This window comes from Wolbachia endosymbiont of Howardula sp. (assembly GCF_025021925.1).
GTDB lineage: Bacteria > Pseudomonadota > Alphaproteobacteria > Rickettsiales > Anaplasmataceae > Wolbachia.
This window is the reverse complement of record NZ_CP092368.1, coordinates 243,389-263,235: the sequence shown is the minus strand read 5'-3', so window position 1 is coordinate 263,235 and position 19,847 is coordinate 243,389. Positions and strand designations below refer to the sequence as shown.

The window sequence follows — 19,847 nt, the reverse complement described above, 5'->3', positions numbered from 1 at the left end:
CTATATTCTATCTCTAGTTCCAATAAAAATCTATTACTACTTTAAACTTGAAATAATAATATTTTTTATAAAACTCTAAAATATGCTTTGCTTGTCGTAAGAATTGGAATATTAACGACATTACATTAGTCTGATAAGATATAATAAACTAGATTAGAGATATGAGTTATTCTTATGATTTAGTATTCATATTATGCGTGAGCATACTCATGATAAAATGATCTATATTACCATTAAAAATAGCACTAAGGTTTCCTTCTTCATATCCAGTTCTTAAATCCTTAACCATATGATATGGATGCATAACGTATGATCGTACTTGATTTCCCCAACCTATATCACATTTCTTATGATATTGTTCAGTCATGCTATTCTCTTGCTTTGTTAGTTCTCTTTGATATAAACGTCCTTTTAGTATTTTTATTGCTTCATCTTTGTTTCTATGTTGAGAGCGATGATTCTGACATTGCACTATCACACCTGTTGGTATATGAGTTATGCGAATAGCACTATCAGTTTTATTTACATGTTGTCCTCCAGCGCCAGACGCACGATAAGAATCAATTTTTAAGTCCTTTTCATGAATTAATATATTAATTGTCTCATCAATGATTGGAATCACTCCTACGCTTACAAAACTAGTATGGCGTTTTCCATTAGAATCAAAAGGTGAAATTCTTACTAATCTGTGAATTCCACTTTCGTGTTTTGACCAGCCATAAGCTTTCTCTCCCATAATCTTGATTGTTGCGGATTTTATACCAATTTCATCACCTACTAATTTATCTACAATTTCTACTTGAAAGTTATGATAAATTTCTGCCCATCTTATATACATACGTAACAAGATTTCAGCCCAATCATTACTCTCTGTGCCTCCTGCTCCTGATTGGAGTTCCAAAAAACAATCATTTTTATCCTCTGCTTGGGTAAATAGAATATCTTGTTCTTGTCGTAAAATTAATTTTTCTAATGTTAATAACTCGCGTTTTACTTCTAAGAAGAATTCTAAATCATGCTCTTCAATAGCCACTTGCATCAAGCTTATGCTATTATTATAATCACTTTCAATTTTTAAAAAAGAGTCTATTGTATCTTTAATGTGCGCATGTAATTTTAGCAGTCTATCTGCTGTGTTATGATCTTGCCATAGATTATTATCCTGAATCTTAAGCTTTAATTCTTGAAAACGTAACTTTAATTTTTCTATGTCAAAGACCCCTCCGAATAATAGAAATCTTGTGATGTAAACTTTGAAAATGTTCTAAAACTTCTGCATCAGTTTTCATTAAGTTTTAGATTTTAAAATATTAGCTATTACTATTAATAGTAGGCAGGAAAATAGAAATTTTACCATATTGTAGTTAATTCAAAATAATTTCATTATACTCTTATATTCACAGTAATCAAGCATATATGTAAAGGTAAAAAAATGGATATTGACACAAATTCTCATTATTATTTGGAAAATAAGGTTATTGATGATTTAATAGAATCTCTTGATAATCAAGATATAAACAGTATTCAAAATATTATACAATCTATAGATAGCATACAGCTAGCTTACTTTTTATCTACTTCCATCAATGATCAAAGAGATCAATTAGTAAAAATCTTAGATCAGTATGCATTAAGTCAAGCGCTAGTACATGTAGTGCCAGATTTACAAGTTCAGATTATCAACACACTAGGAATAGAAAATACTGCAAAACTATTAATGTTATTACATGTTGAAGATATAGTAACTATAATCAAAGACTTAGATCGTAAATGCACGGGTAGTATCCTATATTATATACCTAGTAAAATTAGAAAAGAAGTAGAGGAATTACTCTCATATCCAGAAGAAAGTGCAGGAAGACTCATACATAAAGACATGATTATAGCACCTTATCATTGGACAATTAATCAATTAACAGAATTTTTACGTAATTATAAAAAAATACCAGAAAAATTCTATCAAGTGTTTATTATTAATTCCCGATTAGAACCAATAGGAAGTATTCACTTAAATCAAGTAATATCTCATTCAGGAGATACTATGATAGAGGCAATCATGAAGCGCGATATTAAAATTATTCAAACTGGTATAGATCAAGAGGAAGTAGCAAGAATCTTTCAAGATTATTCTCTCATATCAGCGCCAGTAGTAAATAAGCGTGGTAAAATCATAGGTGTAATTTTAATTGAGGATGTAATAAAAGTTGTTCAGAAGGAGACAGAGGAAGATGCGTTAAAAATTGGTGGAGTACTCTCCAAGACGGATATCAATGCTCCATTATATAAAACAATTATTACAAGACTTCCATGGTTATTATTCAATCTTCTAGCAGCTACTATATGTTCAATAGTGACAGGTGTCTTTGAACATACAATAAAGAATTTGATTATTTTACCTATTATTCTACCAATTATTGCATCAATGAGTGGTAATTCTGGATCACAAACAGTAACACTTATAATCAGAGCGATTGCTACAAAGCACTTAACTGCACAAAATGCAAAGAGAATACTCATAAAAGAATTATCTATAGGATGCATTAATGGCATTATTTTATCAATTATTTCTTTGACAGTGATAGATATAAGATTTCATAATTTTCAAATAGAAATCATATTTGCAATTTCTATGGTCATTATGGCAATTATTTCAACATTTATTGGAGCGTTTATTCCTATTATGTTATATCGTTTAAAGTCTGATCCTGCTATTTCTTCTTCAATTCTGACATCTGCAACCACTGATATTCTCTCAGTAGTGATATTTCTTGGTTTAGCTACAATTTTTATTATTAAATAACTGATAAAAAAATTATGATATCTTACAAGAAGATATAATCTATTTTAATTATATTTTATAATGGTAATTTTAAGATAATTTTTAACTAAATCATGCTCAAAACTTTTTATGCAATTATTATCTTAATAGTATTTTTTGCTTTTTCAGATATTCATGCAAGACAATATATTAGAATTGTAGGATCTTCAACTGTTTTTCCTTTTATATCATTTATCGCTGAGGATTTTCATCGCGTTTTATCATTCAAAACTCCAGTTGTAGAATCAATAGGAAGTGGAGCAGGATTTAAAATGTTTTGCTCAGGGATAGGAGGAAATACTCCAGATATTACTACCTCTTCACGCCCTATTAAAGAAGTAGAAAGAGAATTGTGTAAATTAAATAAAATTCATAAGATAAAAGAGATTATTATGGGTTATGATGGAATTGTGATTGCAAATTCTAATCAAAGTCATAGGTTTGATTTTACGAAAGAGGATATATTCGATAGCTTGTCTGCATATTCTAAAATAGACGATCAAGTAGTCAAAAATACTAAAAAAATTTGGTATGATATAAAAAATACATTACCAAAAACAGAAATTGAGATTTATGGACCACATCAGAATACAGGAACATATGAAACTTTGATTAATACTATTATACTTGATCAATATTTACTTATGAATTCAGATGTCATCTACAAAGATAACGATGCTCAACAAAGAAAAAAGAAAGTATATAGTATTATCAGGGATGATGGTAGATATATAGAAGTAGGAATTAATGAGAATATTATCATACAAAAATTAAAGAGCAATAAGAATGCTCTTGGCATATTCAGTTTTAGTTTTTTGATGAGAAATCAAGATAAGATACAGGGCAGTTCAATTGCAGGCATTGAACCAACTTATGATAATATATCATCTGGACACTATATATTAGCAAGACCTTTATACTTATATATTAAGACAGAACATCTAGAAACTACTGAAGGATTACGAGAATTCATTAGAGAAGTGATCGAATCTATAAGTACCAAAGATGGATATTTATCTAGATTAGGTCTCATTTTACTTTCTCATGAAGATATGAATAAGGTATTATTAGAAGTTGAGGATATCATATCATGAATTTGAATGCAAATTCAAACAATAAAAAAAGAATTTTTTTGTGATTACGTTACAGTATAACTTTTTATATTATTCTTTTAATCATATTGAGCAAAATTTCTATTGATAGATATATTGTAAAAATTTTATGTTGAGATTCTGATAATATATAATTCATGAGGAATTTAAGATATATTTAATTAAAATCATATCTATTACATAATAAACTTATTTTACAATATGATGATTTTAGTAGTATGATAGATATTATCTTTTTTAAAGAATTATGATGTGCGTGATGTCAGATTTATGGATAAAAGAACAAGCTGAAAAGTTTGGAATGATAGAGCCATTTATTAATTATAAAAGAAACAAGGGCGTCATTTCTTGTGGATTATCTTCCTATGGATATGATGCAACACTGAATAATAAATTCAAGATTTTTACTAATATACATTCAGAAATAATAGATCCAAAGCAATTTTCTGAGAATAGCTTTATAGATAAAGAAACAGACATTTGTATCATTCCACCTAATAGCTTTGTGCTTGCAAGTACAGTAGAATATTTTCGTATTCCAAGAAATATCATAGTACTTTGTGTAGGTAAATCAACATATGCAAGGTGCGGAATTATAGTAAATGTTACTCCCTTAGAGCCAGGATGGGAAGGGCATGTCACATTAGAATTTTCCAATACTACTCCTCTTCCTGCAAAACTTTATGCTAAAGAGGGAGCATGTCAATTATTATTTTTGAGTAGTACCAGTGAGTGCGAGAAATCATATGATGAGATGCAAGGAAAATATATGAAGCAGCGTGGAATTACTTTACCACTTATATAATAAATATTTGAATAATCATTTAAATGATTACTCAAATATATTAAATTGTACTAATTTTTTTCTATTCTGTATCATGATGATGTGCATTTATGCTCTTTTGATTATCAACAGAAAATACTTGTTGAAGAGTTGCATTTACTTGATGAATATATGAAGAGATAATATGACTATACAAATTAACATCTTTATTTTTAGATATTATATATTCCACAGCAGAAGCTGCTATACATGTTGAATTAATATGTAATTCTACAATATCTTTTTTTATTTGTTCAGTAACTTTCTTTAAATTGATATGAGAATTATGATCTAGAAGTTTTTGCATATCCTGTCTTTGCTTTTCAAGCATTGCATTAGCTTGATGTACTGATGTATCTACAATTTTATTAATCTCTATATCTAATTTATCATATTTTTCAGAAAATGTTTTGTAATAATTTCTTACTTCTTTGCTAAAACGCTCAATTTCTTCTTTCATTAAAGAATTTTTATTATGCTCATTATCAAGAAGATCTTTTATCTTATTTTTTAATAATATATATGCGGTCATAATACTGATTAAGAAAGCTATACTAATCATTAATGAAGAAGACATAAATTTTAAAACACTCCCTCAATAAAATGAACAACACAGTGATTTTTTTTCATCTCACGATCTGTCAATTTTGAATAATAAATTGACGTAATAGCAAGTGCGATTTGTTGTAGTTCATGACTATGATTAGATTTAAATATTTCTATTTGTTTATGAATCTGCTGAAGAGTCGCTTTATCTTGTTCTTGTAATGTAAGTATCAAATTACTTTTTATTTGATCTATCTGATCAAATGCATCATTTAAGATCTTCTTTGCTTGTCTGTGTGCTCCTTGTAAAGCTAAATTATACTTAATTAATTTATGTTCTATCATGAATAAAATATAAAGAGAATTATTAAAAGATTCTAATATCATATTATTTTTATAGCATATTTTTTGTTCTAACTTTGGCAAAAAGATATAACTAATTATGGAATACATAAAAAGAAAGGAGAGAGTTAACCAAAAAATTTGTGAAGAAAATGTTGATAGATCAAGCTGAGGCATTATATCATTCTCATGCAACAAATATTAATAATAAAGCAAGTAAAAATGCAAATAGTCCCATTGCTTCCACTAAAGCTGCTCCTGTATATACATATTTTTTCATTTTATCTTCTGATTCAGGATTTCTTGCAAGTCCATTTAACATATTTGAAAATATGTTTGATACACCAATTCCTGCACCTAACATGCCAAATACACTAAAACCAATTGCTATAAATTTTAAAGCTTCCAAATCCATATGTTACCTAACTAAGTATTTTTGTACAGAACCGATTCTATCGTCTGAAATCAATTAAGTCAATTATTTACTGCATCTGATAAATATACACACGTTAAAGACGTAAAAATATAAGCTTGTAAAATAGCAACAAATATTTCAAACCAGATTAATAATATTATAAACAAAAGAATGATAGGAGAGAATAATATATTCATACTCATCATGAATCCTGCTATTACTTTGATAATTGTATGACCTGCAATCATATTAGCTGCTAATCTGATTGATAAACTAATAGGTCTTGCAAGATATGTAAATAATTCAATAAAAATCATCATTGGTGCAAGCCAGAATGGAGTACCCTTAGGCAATAATATACGAAAAAATTTCATTCCTCTTTCTTGAAATCCTACAATTGTAATATAAGTACATACTATCATTGATAAAGCAAAAGTTACACTAACATGACTGGTCACAGTAAAACTGTAAGGTAAAATTCCTAGCAAATTGCAGAATAAAATAAACATGAATACTGTAAATACCAACGATATATGTCTCAGTCCCCTAATACCAGTATTATTTTCTATTATTGAAATTACAAATTGATATATATATTCGACCATAATATACATATATCGTAATATTACTGATGTATTCTTTAAACTAAGCAGTAAAAAAAATGTTGCGCTGATGATCGCAATATACATAAAAATAGCAGAATTAGTAATATGTATTTCATATCCTAACAACTGAGGTAATTCTATTATTGTATATATCTTAAATTGCTCTATAGGATTTAATAACATTTTAATTACTTATAATCTTTTTTGACGATAAGATGATCAATATCTAGTTTATTACCTTGCGTCAAGTGCTAAAGTGATCACTAAAATATTTTTTATGTAATTCAATATTGCATATCACATATGCATTGAATGACTCGTATCGTGCTATAGATTTATAGATCTACTAACTACTTTCAAAGAGTGATCTTATATGTTAAAGTACTTTACTTACAAAGTATGTCGTGAAATTCATGAAATTTACACTCTCTTGGTTATTAGAATATTTAGATACTGATGCTAGTGTAGATGAAATTACCAATACATTAACATATATCGGGTTAGAAGTAGAAAATATTATTCAGCATGAAAGACAAGAAGGTTTTATTATTGCACAATTATTACAGATCATTCCTCATCCACTTACTAATCAATTACACTTATGTCAAGTATATGATGGTACTCACACACTTCAAATAGTATGCGGAGCGCATAATCTCAGAGAAGGGGTAAACATTGTTCTTGCATCTCTTGGTACTGTCTTACCAAAAAGAAATTGTAAAGTTGAAAAAAAAGAAATTTGTGGATCTGTAAGTGAAGGTATAATATGTTCTGAGTATGAATTAGGGCGATCTAATACATATAGTGATGAGATCATCATTATATCTGATCAGTATAAAGTAGGCACTAGCTTTTTTTATTATGAGACATGTATTGATGTCAATATCACACCAAATCGTGGAGATTGTCTTGGTATTTATGGAATAGCCAGAGATCTTGCTGCTGCTGGTATTGGGACATTAAAAACTTTAAATATCCCGGATCTTATTCCATCTATTGAATCACCTATAAATCTCAAAGTACATGATATTGACAATATCATGATTGGAATATACATGAACAATATTTCAAACAAAGAAACTCCACAGTGGTTAAGTACTAAATTAGCATCAATAGGTATGAATACTACCAATGCAATAGTTGATATTATGCATTACATTATGATCTCTTTTAATCTCCCAATACATGTATTTGATGCAGATAAATTGCATTCTACATTAGCAATTAAAAAAGCTAATCATGGAGATAGTTGCCTTGCATTAAATGGTACAGAATATCTATTAAATGAGAAAATAGATATTTATTCTGATGATCTGAATATTCATGGTATTGCTGGTATTATATGTGGAACATATAGTGCATGTACATTTCAAACTATTAATATTTTATTTATTGTACCGATCATTAATCCACTTTCTATTATGTATTCTTCAAGAACACTTAATCTTCATACAGAATATAGTTGTAGATTATCACGATCAATCGATCATAATTTTGTATTGAGTGGATTAAAACTTGCAACTAAAATGGTCTTAGATATATGTGGAGGATTGAATTCATTTATAATATCTGATGGTATTCTTACAAGACAAGAGATGAATATCAATGTAAGTTATGAGCACATTAGACAACTTGGAAATATCTCTATTACTCTTCACAAGATACATGATATTTTTAATAAGTTAGGATTTATCATTACAAATCAAGAAAGAGATTTTTGGAACATAATAGTGCCTAGTTGGAGACAAGATATTACTCTACCTATCGATCTAATTGAAGAAGTAGTCAGAATATATGGTGTTAATAACATAAAAGAACAATCTATATTAGAAACTTCTGTTTCATCATGGGATAACACAGATGATTTACGTGTTTTGATGGTAAGTAGAGGATTTTATGAGGTGCTCACATGGTCCTTTATGAGTGATATTATAGCTAAAAAATTCGGCTATCATAACAAGAAATTTATGATTACTCATCCTTTCAATTACAATTACACTATTATGCGACCAACTATAATCCCAAATTTATTACAAGTCATTAAAGAGAATCTTTCTACTGGAATATCTGATCTCGCAATTTTTGAAATTGGGCCAATTTATAATACTCATAATCTTTCTCTGAATTACGATATAGATGTTTTAAGTGGTGTAAGAACAGGAATGAATATTCCAAGAAATCATTATTATGATAATCGAGAAGTAGATCTTTTTGATGTAAAAGCTGATTTAATATCTGCATTAGAGATCTTCAACATTGATTGTGAGGATATTACTATTTGTAGAATAGCAAAAGAAGATATCAAACAAGTATATTATCATACAGGTAGATCAGGTACTGTATCTTTTGCAAATACAATAATAGGTTATTTTGGAGAAATACATCCGAAAGTATTAAGTATGTTTGAAGTAAGACAAAAAATTGTAGGATTTGAACTAATATTACAGAATATAAAAGATCTACCTATTAAAAAGAAAGCATTTATTGATTATAAATTTCAACATGTAAAACGTGACTTTGCATTTATTGTAAATAATGATGTTGCAGTCGATACTTTAGTACAAATAGTACGACATAGTTCAGAACTTATTGTAGAAACATCAGTCTTTGATATATATCATGGAGAGAATTCAGATTTGAACAAAATGTCTATAGGACTTTCTGTAACTTTATGCTCTCCAACTCATACTCTTAATGAAGAAGAAATTCAAAAAGCCTCAAATATAATAATACAATTGATCTCGCAAAATGTAGGAGGTATTTTAAGATATGAGTCATCTACTAAAAAAGGCTAAAATATTGTCTTTTATTTCTAAAAAATCATACATACTATTAATTTTTGCACGGAATATTGATGAATCATGAATACCCATACTATACCAACCTATATGTTTTTTTGCTATTTTAACCCCTATATTCTTTCCATAAAATTCTAATATATGATCATAATGCTCAAGTATTATATTTAATTTTTCTAAATTTGTAGGTTCATATATCTCACTTTGACTGAGGAAATTAATTGCTTGATGAATGAACCATGGTTTTCCATATATACCACGACCAATCATTATGCCATCTGCGCTAGATTGTGCAAGAGATTCCTTGATATCACTAATAGTTCTAATATCTCCATTAACTATAATTGGAATTTTTACTACTTCCTTAATTTTTTTCACAAATGTCCAATCTACTGAGCCAGTATAAAATTGTTCTCGTGTTCTACAGTGCACAGTAATCATCTGTATGCCAAGATCTTCAGCAATTTTTGCAATTTTAGTAGCATTAAGTCTTTGCGCATTCCATCCAGTACGCATCTTTAATGTCACTGGTATCTTCACTGATTGTACCACAGATGCAATGATTTCTGAGGCTTTTTTTTCATCACACATCAAAGCTGCACCTGCATATCCATTGACAACTTTTTTAACAGGGCATCCAAAATTGATGTCTATTATTTTTACTCCCATGTCCTCATTTAATTTTGCAGCTTCCGCAATAATAACAGGATCACATCCAGCAAGTTGTACAGCAGTTAATTCATCAACTTGTGCTTTTCTCATGCTTTTATTAGTTTGAGCAATCATAGCTCTACTTGCAATCATTTCTGAAATTAATAAATTGGCTCCAAGCTTTTTCACAAGAGTTCTAAATGGATAATCAGTGATACCAGACATAGGAGCTAAAATTACTGGTTTGTCAAATATCAAATCTCCTAATTGCAGTGACATAATATTATAAGTAACGATATGTGATAATATCATTTATATTATAAAGATTGAAGATATGATAATGATTTTATAGAAAATTCTATTGCTCATCATTAGATGGTATGATTCAATATATTTACATTTTATAGCAGTATTATTTAGGAAATGATATATTACACACTATCACGCTTAATTTTAAGAAAATATTGAGTCTTAAGAGATTTGTGAGTATATTCACAATATCTTGGATGAATGATATAAAATATACAATGCATGATATAGAATATATACGTAATAATCCTGAAAAGTTTGCAAAAGAAATACAAAGTAGAGGTATAAAAGACTTTACTGTACATGAGATATTAAAAATCGATTGTCAAAAAAGACATCTTACTACTAAATTGCAAGCTTTACATAAACAACGTAATCAAATTACAGAGGAAATCAAAATACTAAAAATGAATCATGCTTGTATTCAACATAAAATATTATTATCAAAAGAAATCACAAATAAAATAGATAAAATTGTCCTAAAAGAACAACAAAATAGAGAACAATTATTAAAGATTGTATCTCACTTGCCTAACATTCCACTACGAGACGTACCAATAGGTGATCATGATAATGATAATATAGAAATTAAAAAAGATGAAGAGCATAAAAGAATATTTGATTTTATTCCTCAATCTCATTTTTATTTAGGGCAAAAATTAAATTTAATGGATTTTGCACAAACAGCAAAAATCTCAGGTTCAAGATTTGTTATATTAAAAGGACAATTAGCTAAGCTTGCACGAGTATTAACACATTTTATGCTTGAAATGCATGTCAATCAATTTGGTTATACTGAAATTTATCATCCCTCTCTTGTGAAAAGCAATGCAATGTATAATGTTGGGCAACTCCCTAAGTTTTCTGATGATTCATATTGCACTAAGAATGAATTAAGATTAATTCCAACAAGCGAAGTAGTCTTAACAAATTTAGTATCGGATAAGATCTTAAAAGAAGAAGAATTACCTATCCGAGTTACTGCGTATTCAGAGTGTTTTCGTAAAGAAGCTGGAAATGCAGGTGTAGATAATATTGGCATGATAAGGCAACATCAATTTGGAAAAGTAGAACTAGTGAGTATTACAAATCAAGAAGAATCTAATAATGAACTACATCGTATCATTAGTATTGTTGAAACAGTATTAAAAACATTAGAATTACCTTATAGAATAATGCTATTATGTAGCATGAATATGAGTTTTGCTGCACAAAAGGCCTATGATATAGAAGTTTGGATGCCTTATCAAAAAACATATAGAGAAATATCAAGCTGTTCAAATTGCGGCGCATTTCAAGCAAGAAGAATGAATACAAAATATTCCATGCTGTATAATAAGCAAGTTAAGAAATATGTGCATACTTTAAACGGATCAGCAGTCGCAATAGGAAGAATGATTATTGCAATAATGGAGAATTATCAAAATTCTGATGGTTCAATTACTATTCCAAAGATATTACGCCCATTTCTAGGTAACAGTAGTACTATCAATATATAGAATTGAGTTGCTAATGAGGAAATTATGAAAGTTTTAGTTATAGGATCCGGAGGACGAGAACATGCAATATTATGGGCATTGAACAAGTCTCCTCTCTTGAGTGAGATGTATATTCTTCCTGGTCGTTATGCTATGAAAAATCTTGCTACTATTGTAGATATTAAGATTGATGATACAGTGAATATTATACAATTTTGTAAGAAAAAAAATATAGAGTTAGTAATTATTGGATCAGAAAAGTTAATTATTGATGGTCTAGCTGATGTATTAGTAGAGATAGGAATACATGTGTTTGGTCCAGATCGAGACTCTGCAATGCTAGAAAAATCAAAGTCTTTTACTAAGAAATTATGTACTCAATATGGTATCCCAACTGCCGATTATAAGTGCTTTATTGATGCAAAAGAAGCACAAAATTTTATTTATAGTACAAAAACACACTTTCCTCTTGTAGTAAAAGCAAATGGACTAGCACGCGGTAAAGGTGTCATAATATGTCAAACTAAAGATCAAGCTTGCGCAGCAGTAGATGCAATTTTAGTAGAGAAAAAATTTGGTAATGTAAACAAAAAAATCATTATAGAAGAATTTTTATCTGGAGAAGAGGTAAGTTTTTTTGTTCTGGTAGATGGTTTAAAGATAGTATCATTTGGATGTGCAAAAGATTACAAAAGAGTAAATATGAATTTTGATAGTCAAAATACTGGCGGTATGGGATCATATTCTTCACCTGATTTGATTAATCAAGCACTAGAACAAGAAATTTTAGAGAGAATCATACATCCTACAGTGCATGCTCTCAATAATCTAGGTATTACTTATAGAGGAGCTCTTTTTGCTGGACTGATGATTTGTCATGATGGTCCTAAGCTTCTTGAATATAATGTGAGATTTGGTGATCCAGAAATACAATCGATTTTACCTAGACTTTCTCCTAACTGTGACTTATTACAATTGATATTATCAGTTGCACAAGGCAATCTTAACATTAGTAAAATAGAGTTCAATAATAGATCTATAGTCTGTGTAGTAGTAGCAAGTAAAGGTTATCCTAGTAATTATTACAAGGGAGAAATGATTCAAGGATTAAATGAAATCTCTAGATTACCTGGTATATTAGTATTTCACGCTGGCACTCAACTAGATCAATATGGAAATTGGATTTCTGATGGTGGTAGGGTGTTGAATATAGTAGCAGATGGTGAAACAAAAGAAGAAGCTAAAAGTAAAGTATACTCAGCATTGCATTATTTAAAATGGCCAGGTGGTTTTTTTAGATATGATATTGGTAGCTAAATATACCCTTTTCATCTATCTATCACTATATTCTTCATAATATTCTTCATAACTAAAATATAGATATATCATCAAAATATATGACTTGCTCTCTCATGATATCAATGTGATAATACATATTCAGTATAGTACACATCACAATATATAAATGTATTATACTCTCGTATTAGTGATCATATAATATATTGTCACTAAAATATGCGTTTTATTGGTATCGCTATATAATGTTATGATAATCATTGCTTTGAGCAATTATCTTCGATACCTTAAGAGAAATTTATTGTAATATTCAAATAATTAATAGAGATTTAAAGAGCAAAGAGAATTTTAACATAAATATCAAATATTTTAAGAGAAAAAAAGTTAAAGTACTAGATAATATTTACCTTAAAAATTTGCTTATCAAGATAAAAAGTCTTGATTTACAACTATATCAAGATGATGTAGTCTAGATATTAGATTATTGAAAATAAATATTCTAAAGTAGAGAATGATAAATGGAGGAAAAATGAGTTTAGGACCATGGCAATTATTTTTAGTATTAGTAATCATTTTAGTTCTTTTTGGTGCTGGTAAATTACCACAAGTAATGGGAGATTTAGGAAAAGGTATTAAGAATCTCAAACAAGAACTTAAGGAAGGAGATAAATTATCATCGCACCATGAGATAGATCGTTAGCTTTCTATATTTGATATTATTATCATATTATGACATGTGATATATACACATGTCATAATAAAAAAATTCAATCATGCGCATGAATAAAGGATAAAATGTAGGAATATTGTGTATAAAAATAGAAAATTGAATTCTAATAAAAAATTAGCTTCTGATATTCTCAGAGAAGTTGCAGAGAGTAAATTTCCTAATGGTGATAAAGTCACTTTACACGATATTAAAACTTCTTTACATGAGAGAGGATTTGGTATTTTAATGATTATATTTTCTTTACCTCTCTCTCTTCCTATACCTGTACCACCTGGCTATACAACCATGCTTGCTATACCTCTGATATTATTCTCATTACAATTGCTATTTGGGTTTCATGTTCCTTGGATTCCAAATTGGCTAGAAAAAAAGTCTTTTCAGCGTTCAACACTAGCTCTGATAATAGATAAAACTTCTCCTACATTAAAAAAAATAGAGAAATTTATGAAGCCAAGACTATCTTTTCTTTTCTATGGTCCTGGTGAAAAAATTTTAGCTTTTATGATGTTAATATGTGCATTATCTATTGCTTTGCCATTACCTCTTACTAACTTTATGCCTGCAATTGGTATTACTCTTATTTCATTAGGCATTATAAGTCAAGATGGCTTTCTATCTCTATTAGGAGTTTGTATATCATTATGTGGATTAATACTTACTTTTATTGTCATAATCAAAGGGCCTCATCTAATAATGAGTGTATTATCTTTTTTTAAAAGTTTTGTATATGGTACTATTATATAATACTTTAACAAAGTGTAAGGAACGATTCATACCAATTGATACAGAGCATGTCAAAATGTATGTATGTGGACCTACAGTATATGATACAGCTCATATAGGTAACGCAAGGTCCGTTGTTGTATATGATATATTATTTCAGTTACTAAAATTTTGTTATCAAAAAGTAACATACGTACGTAATATCACTGATATTGATGATAAAGTTATTAATGTAGCGTATAGAAATAATGCACATGTCAAGAGTATAGTACAATATTATACTCAGGCTTTTCATGACGATATGCATAGCATTCATTGTGTCTCTCCAACACATGAACCAAAAGTCACAGACTGTATACATACTATTATTCAATTAGTTAATCGTTTAATAAAATCTGGTCATGCTTATGAGGTAAATAAACATATCTATTTTAGTGTTGCTTCTTATCCTGAATATGGTGCACTATCAGGTAAAAAAATTGATTCATTATTATATGGTAATAGAGTGGCTATTAATCATGATAAACATCATCCTGGAGATTTTGTATTATGGAAACCGGCAAATCATATTGATTTTCAACTTGCAAGCTATTGGGATAGTCCATGGGGGAAAGGAAGACCAGGATGGCATATAGAATGTTCTGCAATGTCATATGCATTGCTTGGGTGTAGTTTTGATATTCATGGTGGAGGTATAGATTTACAATTCCCTCATCATGAAAATGAAATAGCACAGAGCAAATCTGCATTTGCAGGATCAATTTTTGCAAAATACTGGATACACAATGGATTTGTAATGGTACATGAACAAAAAATGAGTAAATCATTATTTAATATAGTAAAAGTCAGAGAATTATTACAACAAGGTATCAAGGGCGAAGTAATACGTTATGCATTACTCAAAACTCATTATCGAAAACCACTTGATTGGACAGATAAAATTCTTGATGACGCACAAAAGTCCTTGAATAAGTTTTATCGATTACTATTTGATTTTAAAATTGATGCTTTCAATATACAGGATATAACAGAAATATCGAAAGATTTTCTTAAAACTATACAAAATGATTTGAATATTCCAGAAGCTCTCACTATTTTACATAAAATAGCTACACAAATTAAAAAAACAAGTAATAAATACGAACGATGGAAATTAACTAAAATTCTTGTTAAGAATGCTCAATTTATTGGGCTATTAAAATCTAGTTATCAAGAGTGGTTTTACCACTAAAATTTCGAGACTATAAGAGAATAAATAATTGATACAATAATCAACGATGTAACACATGATATATTATAAAATATCTTGTCAAGAATATAGTAATATTCATAATACTCTAAAATAAAAATCGTAATTTTTTAGATTTGGAATAGATCAGAGATATAAAGCACTTGAATATATCTTTATATCATCTATATGCTGTTCTTTTTTTTGTATATATGAATGAAAAATTTAGATACTATATGTGATATATATATTGCACATAGAAATTAATATAATACTTTGAAGATGATTCAAGATAAATACCATGTTAAGTAACTTATGGAGAAAAGGAACATATTTTCTTGGTACTCAGTTTGCAATTATAGGTGGCGCTATGAGCTGGGTATCAGAACAAAACTTAGTATCTTCTATTTCAAATGCTGGAGGTTTTGGAATAATTGCTTGTGGAGCAATGAGTCCTGCTCTACTAAAGAAAGAAATCATTAACACACAACAGTGTACTAATCAACCATTTGGGGTAAATCTCATCACTATGCATCCATCTCTAAGTGACTTAATAGATGTATGTATTAGTACAAAAATCAGTCATATTATACTAGCAGGTGGAGTACCTAAGAAGGATAATATAGAACAAATTAAGCATGCAAATATTAAAGTAATTTGTTTTGCTCCTTCATTAAGTCTTGCAAAGAGATTAATCAAAATGGGAGTAGATTCTTTAATCATAGAAGGTATGGAAGCAGGAGGACATATAGGTCCAGTAAGTACTGCCGTCCTTGCACAAGAAATCTTACCTTATTTTAAAAATGAAAAGATTCCAATATTTGTTGCAGGTGGAATAGGAAGAGGTGAAATGATAGTAAACTATCTAGAAATGGGAGCAAGTGGATGTCAAATAGGTACATTATTTGTATGTACTTATGAATCAATAGCTCACAAAAATTTCAAAGATATTTTGATTAAATCATCATCAAGACATGCAATTCCATCTATACAACTTAGTGCTGATTTTCCTGTAATTCCTGTTAGAGCTATTGCAAATAAAGCAAGTAATGAATTTTTACAACTACAAAAAGAGATCATAAATAAATATTCTCAAGGAGATATCTCAAAAGAAGATGGTAAGCTTCAAATAGAGAAATTCTGGGCTGATTCTTTAAGAAAAGCAGTGATTGATGGAGATATAATCAATGGATCTTTAATGGCAGGTCAAAGTGTAGGTATGATTCACAAAGAACAGCATGTCAAAGAAGTGATAGAAATATTTATCAGTCAAGCAAACCATTATATTCACAGTAAATCTCTTAAAAGAGATTAATCATTAAAATAAATAATGATATTATCTATATATTATATAGTAATGAGAATTTCTAATTATATAAGATTTGACATAATAGTAATACTAAACTAAAAATTAAATAGATTATAATACCAAATATGCCAATAGAGATACTAATGCCTGCTCTTTCTCCAACAATGAGTAAAACTGGAGGAAAAATTGTGAGATGGCATAAAAAAGAGCAAGAAAAAATTGAAATAGGAGATGTGATTGCTGAAATAGAGACTGATAAAGCTATAATGGAATTTGAATCTATAGATGAAGGAATACTTGCAAAAATTTTAGTCTTAGAAGGCACAAGTAGTATTCCTGTCAATCAATTAATAGCACTAATACTGAAAGAAGGAGAAGATAACAGTATACTTGATAGTTATTTATCTATAGCACAAGATACGTTAACAGTAGATATTAACACAATATCACAAGATAAAGCATATCAAGATGATTGCAATAGAATACGAGTGAGTCCATTAGCTAAGAAGCTCGCTCATAATCAAGGAATTAATATAAATAAAATAAAAGGTACTGGTCCGTATGGACGAATCATTAAAAATGATATACTAGAATATTCAAAAAATGCTACACATTTGATTACCTCTAAAATAGATAGCACGGTGACAATAAGTAATATTCGCCAAGTAATAGCTCAGAAACTTACTCAATCCAAGCATGATATTCCACATTTTTATTTAACTATAGATTGTCAAGTTGATAGATTAATTTTATTAAAAAATGAGATTAATGCAGAAGACAAAAATAATAAAGTCACAATAAATGATTTAATCATTAAAGCAGTTGCATGTAGCATCAAACAATTTCCTGAGATCAATGCTTCATGGCAAGGTAATAATATACTGAAATATTCAAATATAGATATTTCAATTGCTGTAGCACGTGAGGATGGTTTGATTACTCCTATTATCAAACATGCTGATAAGAAAGGTATTTTATCAATTTCACAAGAGGTAAAAGATTTAGTAATGAAAGCAAGAAACGGACAATTAGCACTTGAAGAGTTTCAAGGTGGTGGTTTTACTATATCGAATTTAGGTATGTTTGGTATAAAATCTTTCAGTGCGATAATTAACGCTCCACAGTCTTGTATTATGGCAGTTGGAGCATCTATAAAACAACCGGTTGTGATTAACGATAAGATAGCAATCTCTGAAATTATGACAGTGACTCTCTCGATTGATCATAGAATGATTGATGGAGTATTAGGTGCAAAATTTTTAATATGTTTTAAGAAATATATAGAGCATCCTATCACAATGCTGATTGACATATGATAATGATAAAGAACGGATAACAACTATGTATTTTTAAAAAAATACATAGTTGTTATCCTTTAAATTAATAGTGAGATAATAGATGAATTAAAATAGTATCTTTTTAACTTGTTTGACATCTTCTGTCATTTCTGATGTTTGATCATGCGAAAAAGCATTATGTAGATATATTATTAATATTTCCCACTCTTTCTGACCACTTTTATGCTTGATAATCTGATCCTTAAATTCCTTGATAATTTTATCCAATGCAACTGGATATGCATGACTTAATTCTTCATATATATTCATATTTATTACTTCTAGTATCACTAAAAATGTAAATAGAGTTGCAGCAGGTAATTCTGTCAATACATAGTTTATAAGATAAAATTCTACTCTTTTTATACAATATGCTATTATTTTAGGTGATAATAAGAAACTTTCTGCATATAATATAAAACTATCAATAATCAAATATTGTGCGTGTACTGGCAATTTAATGGATCTGAATAATTCTTGCGTCAGTATCACTATAGAAGATTTTGGTAAATTTAAGGAAAAATCAAAAAAAGCTTTTGGATCATAATGTGACCCAAGAATAGAATGAATAGCGCGATATACATTACTTTGATCTTTATTTACAGTAACAATAAACACCAATCCTTCTATATTAAGAATATATTTTATAGATTCTAAAAAATCAACAATAAATTTAGGACGACATATATCTAAATTATCTACCATAATATATATGTTATGATTTCGTCTAATACTATTCACTATTTTGCCTAATTGTATTGTAAAATCCTTAACGTTTGCCACTCTCTTTTGTAGAATACTTAATTCTTTTAACACGAAATCAATATCTTTGTTATCGGTTTCTTTTATAGAATCAAGTAACAAAGTTAATATAGTTAATGGAGATTTACGAAGAAGTTTTTCTAAAGTATTAAAAGAAAAAATGCCATGATGAATCTTCTTAAATTTTCGTATCATATCGCTTTTTACTTTATAGGAAATAAATAAATCTTGAAATAAAAAATTTAAGAGAGATGGGAGTGGTTGATCTAATGCGTTGATAGTCCATGCATTATAATAAGATGCAATAATATTCTTTTGTTTGAAGTCTTGTACCCATTCTTTTAAAAAGAATGTCTTACCCCATCCTTCATATCCTTCTAGTAATATTATTTTAAAATCACTGCGATTCATGAGAGTAATATTATTGAATTTCTTTGATAAGTTGCGATAACCTAAATAGTCGTTTTGCCAAGGAATTAGCTTCGTGAGTTGTAAATATTTTTCTTGTTTTTTAAATTTTAATAGTATCGTAATCTTACGTAAGATGTATTGAATAATTTGCATT

Annotated in this window: 17 protein-coding genes and 1 pseudogene; 11 read left to right on the top strand and 7 right to left on the bottom strand. The window is 28.7% G+C overall.

All coding sequences use genetic code 11. The features are described from left to right. Window positions 1-172 precede the first annotated feature (172 nt). A protein-coding gene (gene prfB, locus MC061_RS01280) for a peptide chain release factor 2 (protein WP_410543436.1) occupies window positions 173-1,289 on the bottom strand; the annotation gives its coding sequence in 2 pieces (ribosomal slippage) (window positions 173-1,222 and window positions 1,224-1,289; 1,116 coding nt in all). A gap of 143 nt (window positions 1,290-1,432) precedes the next feature. Here prfB and mgtE point away from each other — a divergent pair. The 3 genes from mgtE (at window position 1,433) to dcd (ending at window position 4,735) form a co-directional block, all read left to right on the top strand. Then, window positions 1,433-2,800 (top strand): magnesium transporter, encoded by a 1,368-nt coding sequence (gene mgtE, locus MC061_RS01275; RefSeq protein WP_259536183.1) that lies wholly within the window; start codon window positions 1,433-1,435, stop codon window positions 2,798-2,800. 92 nt (window positions 2,801-2,892) lie between these two features. After that, complete coding sequence (locus tag MC061_RS01270; RefSeq protein ID WP_259536181.1) at window positions 2,893-3,912, top strand: substrate-binding domain-containing protein; 1,020 nt, start codon at window positions 2,893-2,895, stop codon at window positions 3,910-3,912. A 268-nt stretch (window positions 3,913-4,180) separates the two neighbouring features. Next, window positions 4,181-4,735, top strand: a complete 555-nt coding sequence (gene dcd, locus MC061_RS01265; protein ID WP_259536246.1) for a dCTP deaminase — start codon at window positions 4,181-4,183, stop codon at window positions 4,733-4,735. A 61-nt stretch (window positions 4,736-4,796) separates the two neighbouring features. Here the strand turns inward: dcd and MC061_RS01260 are convergent, their stop codons facing one another. The 4 genes from MC061_RS01260 to MC061_RS01245 are packed head-to-tail and all read right to left on the bottom strand — an operon-like array spanning window position 4,797 to window position 6,844. After that, window positions 4,797-5,330 carry a hypothetical protein gene (locus MC061_RS01260; protein ID WP_259536180.1) on the bottom strand — a complete coding sequence of 178 codons (534 nt, stop codon included), beginning with the start codon at window positions 5,328-5,330 and terminating at the stop codon, window positions 4,797-4,799. 5 nt (window positions 5,331-5,335) lie between these two features. Further along, the gene (locus tag MC061_RS01255) at window positions 5,336-5,818 is read right to left on the bottom strand and encodes a F0F1 ATP synthase subunit B family protein (RefSeq protein ID WP_259536179.1); all 483 of its coding nucleotides are present in this window, start codon (window positions 5,816-5,818) and stop codon (window positions 5,336-5,338) included. Window positions 5,819-5,828: 10 nt separating this feature from the next. Beyond that, window positions 5,829-6,056, bottom strand: coding sequence for a F0F1 ATP synthase subunit C (locus MC061_RS01250; protein WP_259536178.1), 228 nt, complete (start codon window positions 6,054-6,056; stop codon window positions 5,829-5,831). Window positions 6,057-6,115: 59 nt separating this feature from the next. Next, the gene (locus tag MC061_RS01245) at window positions 6,116-6,844 is read right to left on the bottom strand and encodes a F0F1 ATP synthase subunit A (RefSeq protein ID WP_259536177.1); all 729 of its coding nucleotides are present in this window, start codon (window positions 6,842-6,844) and stop codon (window positions 6,116-6,118) included. A gap of 230 nt (window positions 6,845-7,074) precedes the next feature. On the opposite strand from MC061_RS01245, the gene pheT reads away from it, so the two are divergent. Continuing rightward, window positions 7,075-9,456 carry a phenylalanine--tRNA ligase subunit beta gene (gene pheT / locus MC061_RS01240; protein WP_259536176.1) on the top strand — a complete coding sequence of 794 codons (2,382 nt, stop codon included), beginning with the start codon at window positions 7,075-7,077 and terminating at the stop codon, window positions 9,454-9,456. On the opposite strand, the gene dusB is transcribed toward pheT, so the two are convergent. Further along, the gene (gene dusB / locus MC061_RS01235; protein ID WP_410543440.1) at window positions 9,436-10,335 is read right to left on the bottom strand and encodes a tRNA dihydrouridine synthase DusB; all 900 of its coding nucleotides are present in this window, start codon (window positions 10,333-10,335) and stop codon (window positions 9,436-9,438) included. The genes pheT and dusB overlap by 21 nt on opposite strands. 302 nt (window positions 10,336-10,637) lie before the next feature. Here dusB and serS point away from each other — a divergent pair, with 302 nt between their 5' ends. From serS to MC061_RS01200, 7 genes and pseudogenes are all read left to right on the top strand, one after another. Further along, a complete protein-coding gene (gene serS, locus MC061_RS01230) occupies window positions 10,638-11,918 on the top strand; it encodes a serine--tRNA ligase (RefSeq protein ID WP_259536242.1) in 1,281 nt (426 codons plus the stop codon). Between the two features lie 24 nt (window positions 11,919-11,942). Continuing rightward, a complete protein-coding gene (purD, locus tag MC061_RS01225; RefSeq protein ID WP_259536175.1) occupies window positions 11,943-13,214 on the top strand; it encodes a phosphoribosylamine--glycine ligase in 1,272 nt (423 codons plus the stop codon). 508 nt (window positions 13,215-13,722) lie between these two features. Beyond that, a complete protein-coding gene (tatA, locus tag MC061_RS01220) occupies window positions 13,723-13,893 on the top strand; it encodes a twin-arginine translocase TatA (RefSeq protein ID WP_259536239.1) in 171 nt (56 codons plus the stop codon). A 108-nt stretch (window positions 13,894-14,001) separates the two neighbouring features. Continuing rightward, entirely contained in the window at window positions 14,002-14,667 is a 666-nt protein-coding gene (locus MC061_RS01215) for an exopolysaccharide biosynthesis protein (protein ID WP_259536174.1), read from the top strand. Further along, window positions 14,651-15,868: pseudogene (gene cysS, locus MC061_RS01210) on the top strand (cysteine--tRNA ligase); the annotation flags it as partial. The gene MC061_RS01215 and the pseudogene cysS, both read left to right, overlap by 17 nt. 307 nt (window positions 15,869-16,175) lie before the next feature. Beyond that, window positions 16,176-17,189, top strand: coding sequence for an NAD(P)H-dependent flavin oxidoreductase (locus MC061_RS01205; RefSeq protein ID WP_259536173.1), 1,014 nt, complete (start codon window positions 16,176-16,178; stop codon window positions 17,187-17,189). Between the two features lie 119 nt (window positions 17,190-17,308). Next, complete coding sequence (locus MC061_RS01200; RefSeq protein ID WP_259536171.1) at window positions 17,309-18,499, top strand: dihydrolipoamide acetyltransferase family protein; 1,191 nt, start codon at window positions 17,309-17,311, stop codon at window positions 18,497-18,499. 87 nt (window positions 18,500-18,586) lie between these two features. On the opposite strand, the gene MC061_RS01195 is transcribed toward MC061_RS01200, so the two are convergent. Then, window positions 18,587-19,846, bottom strand: a complete 1,260-nt coding sequence (locus MC061_RS01195; protein ID WP_259536169.1) for a KAP family NTPase — start codon at window positions 19,844-19,846, stop codon at window positions 18,587-18,589. Window position 19,847 lies beyond the last annotated feature (1 nt).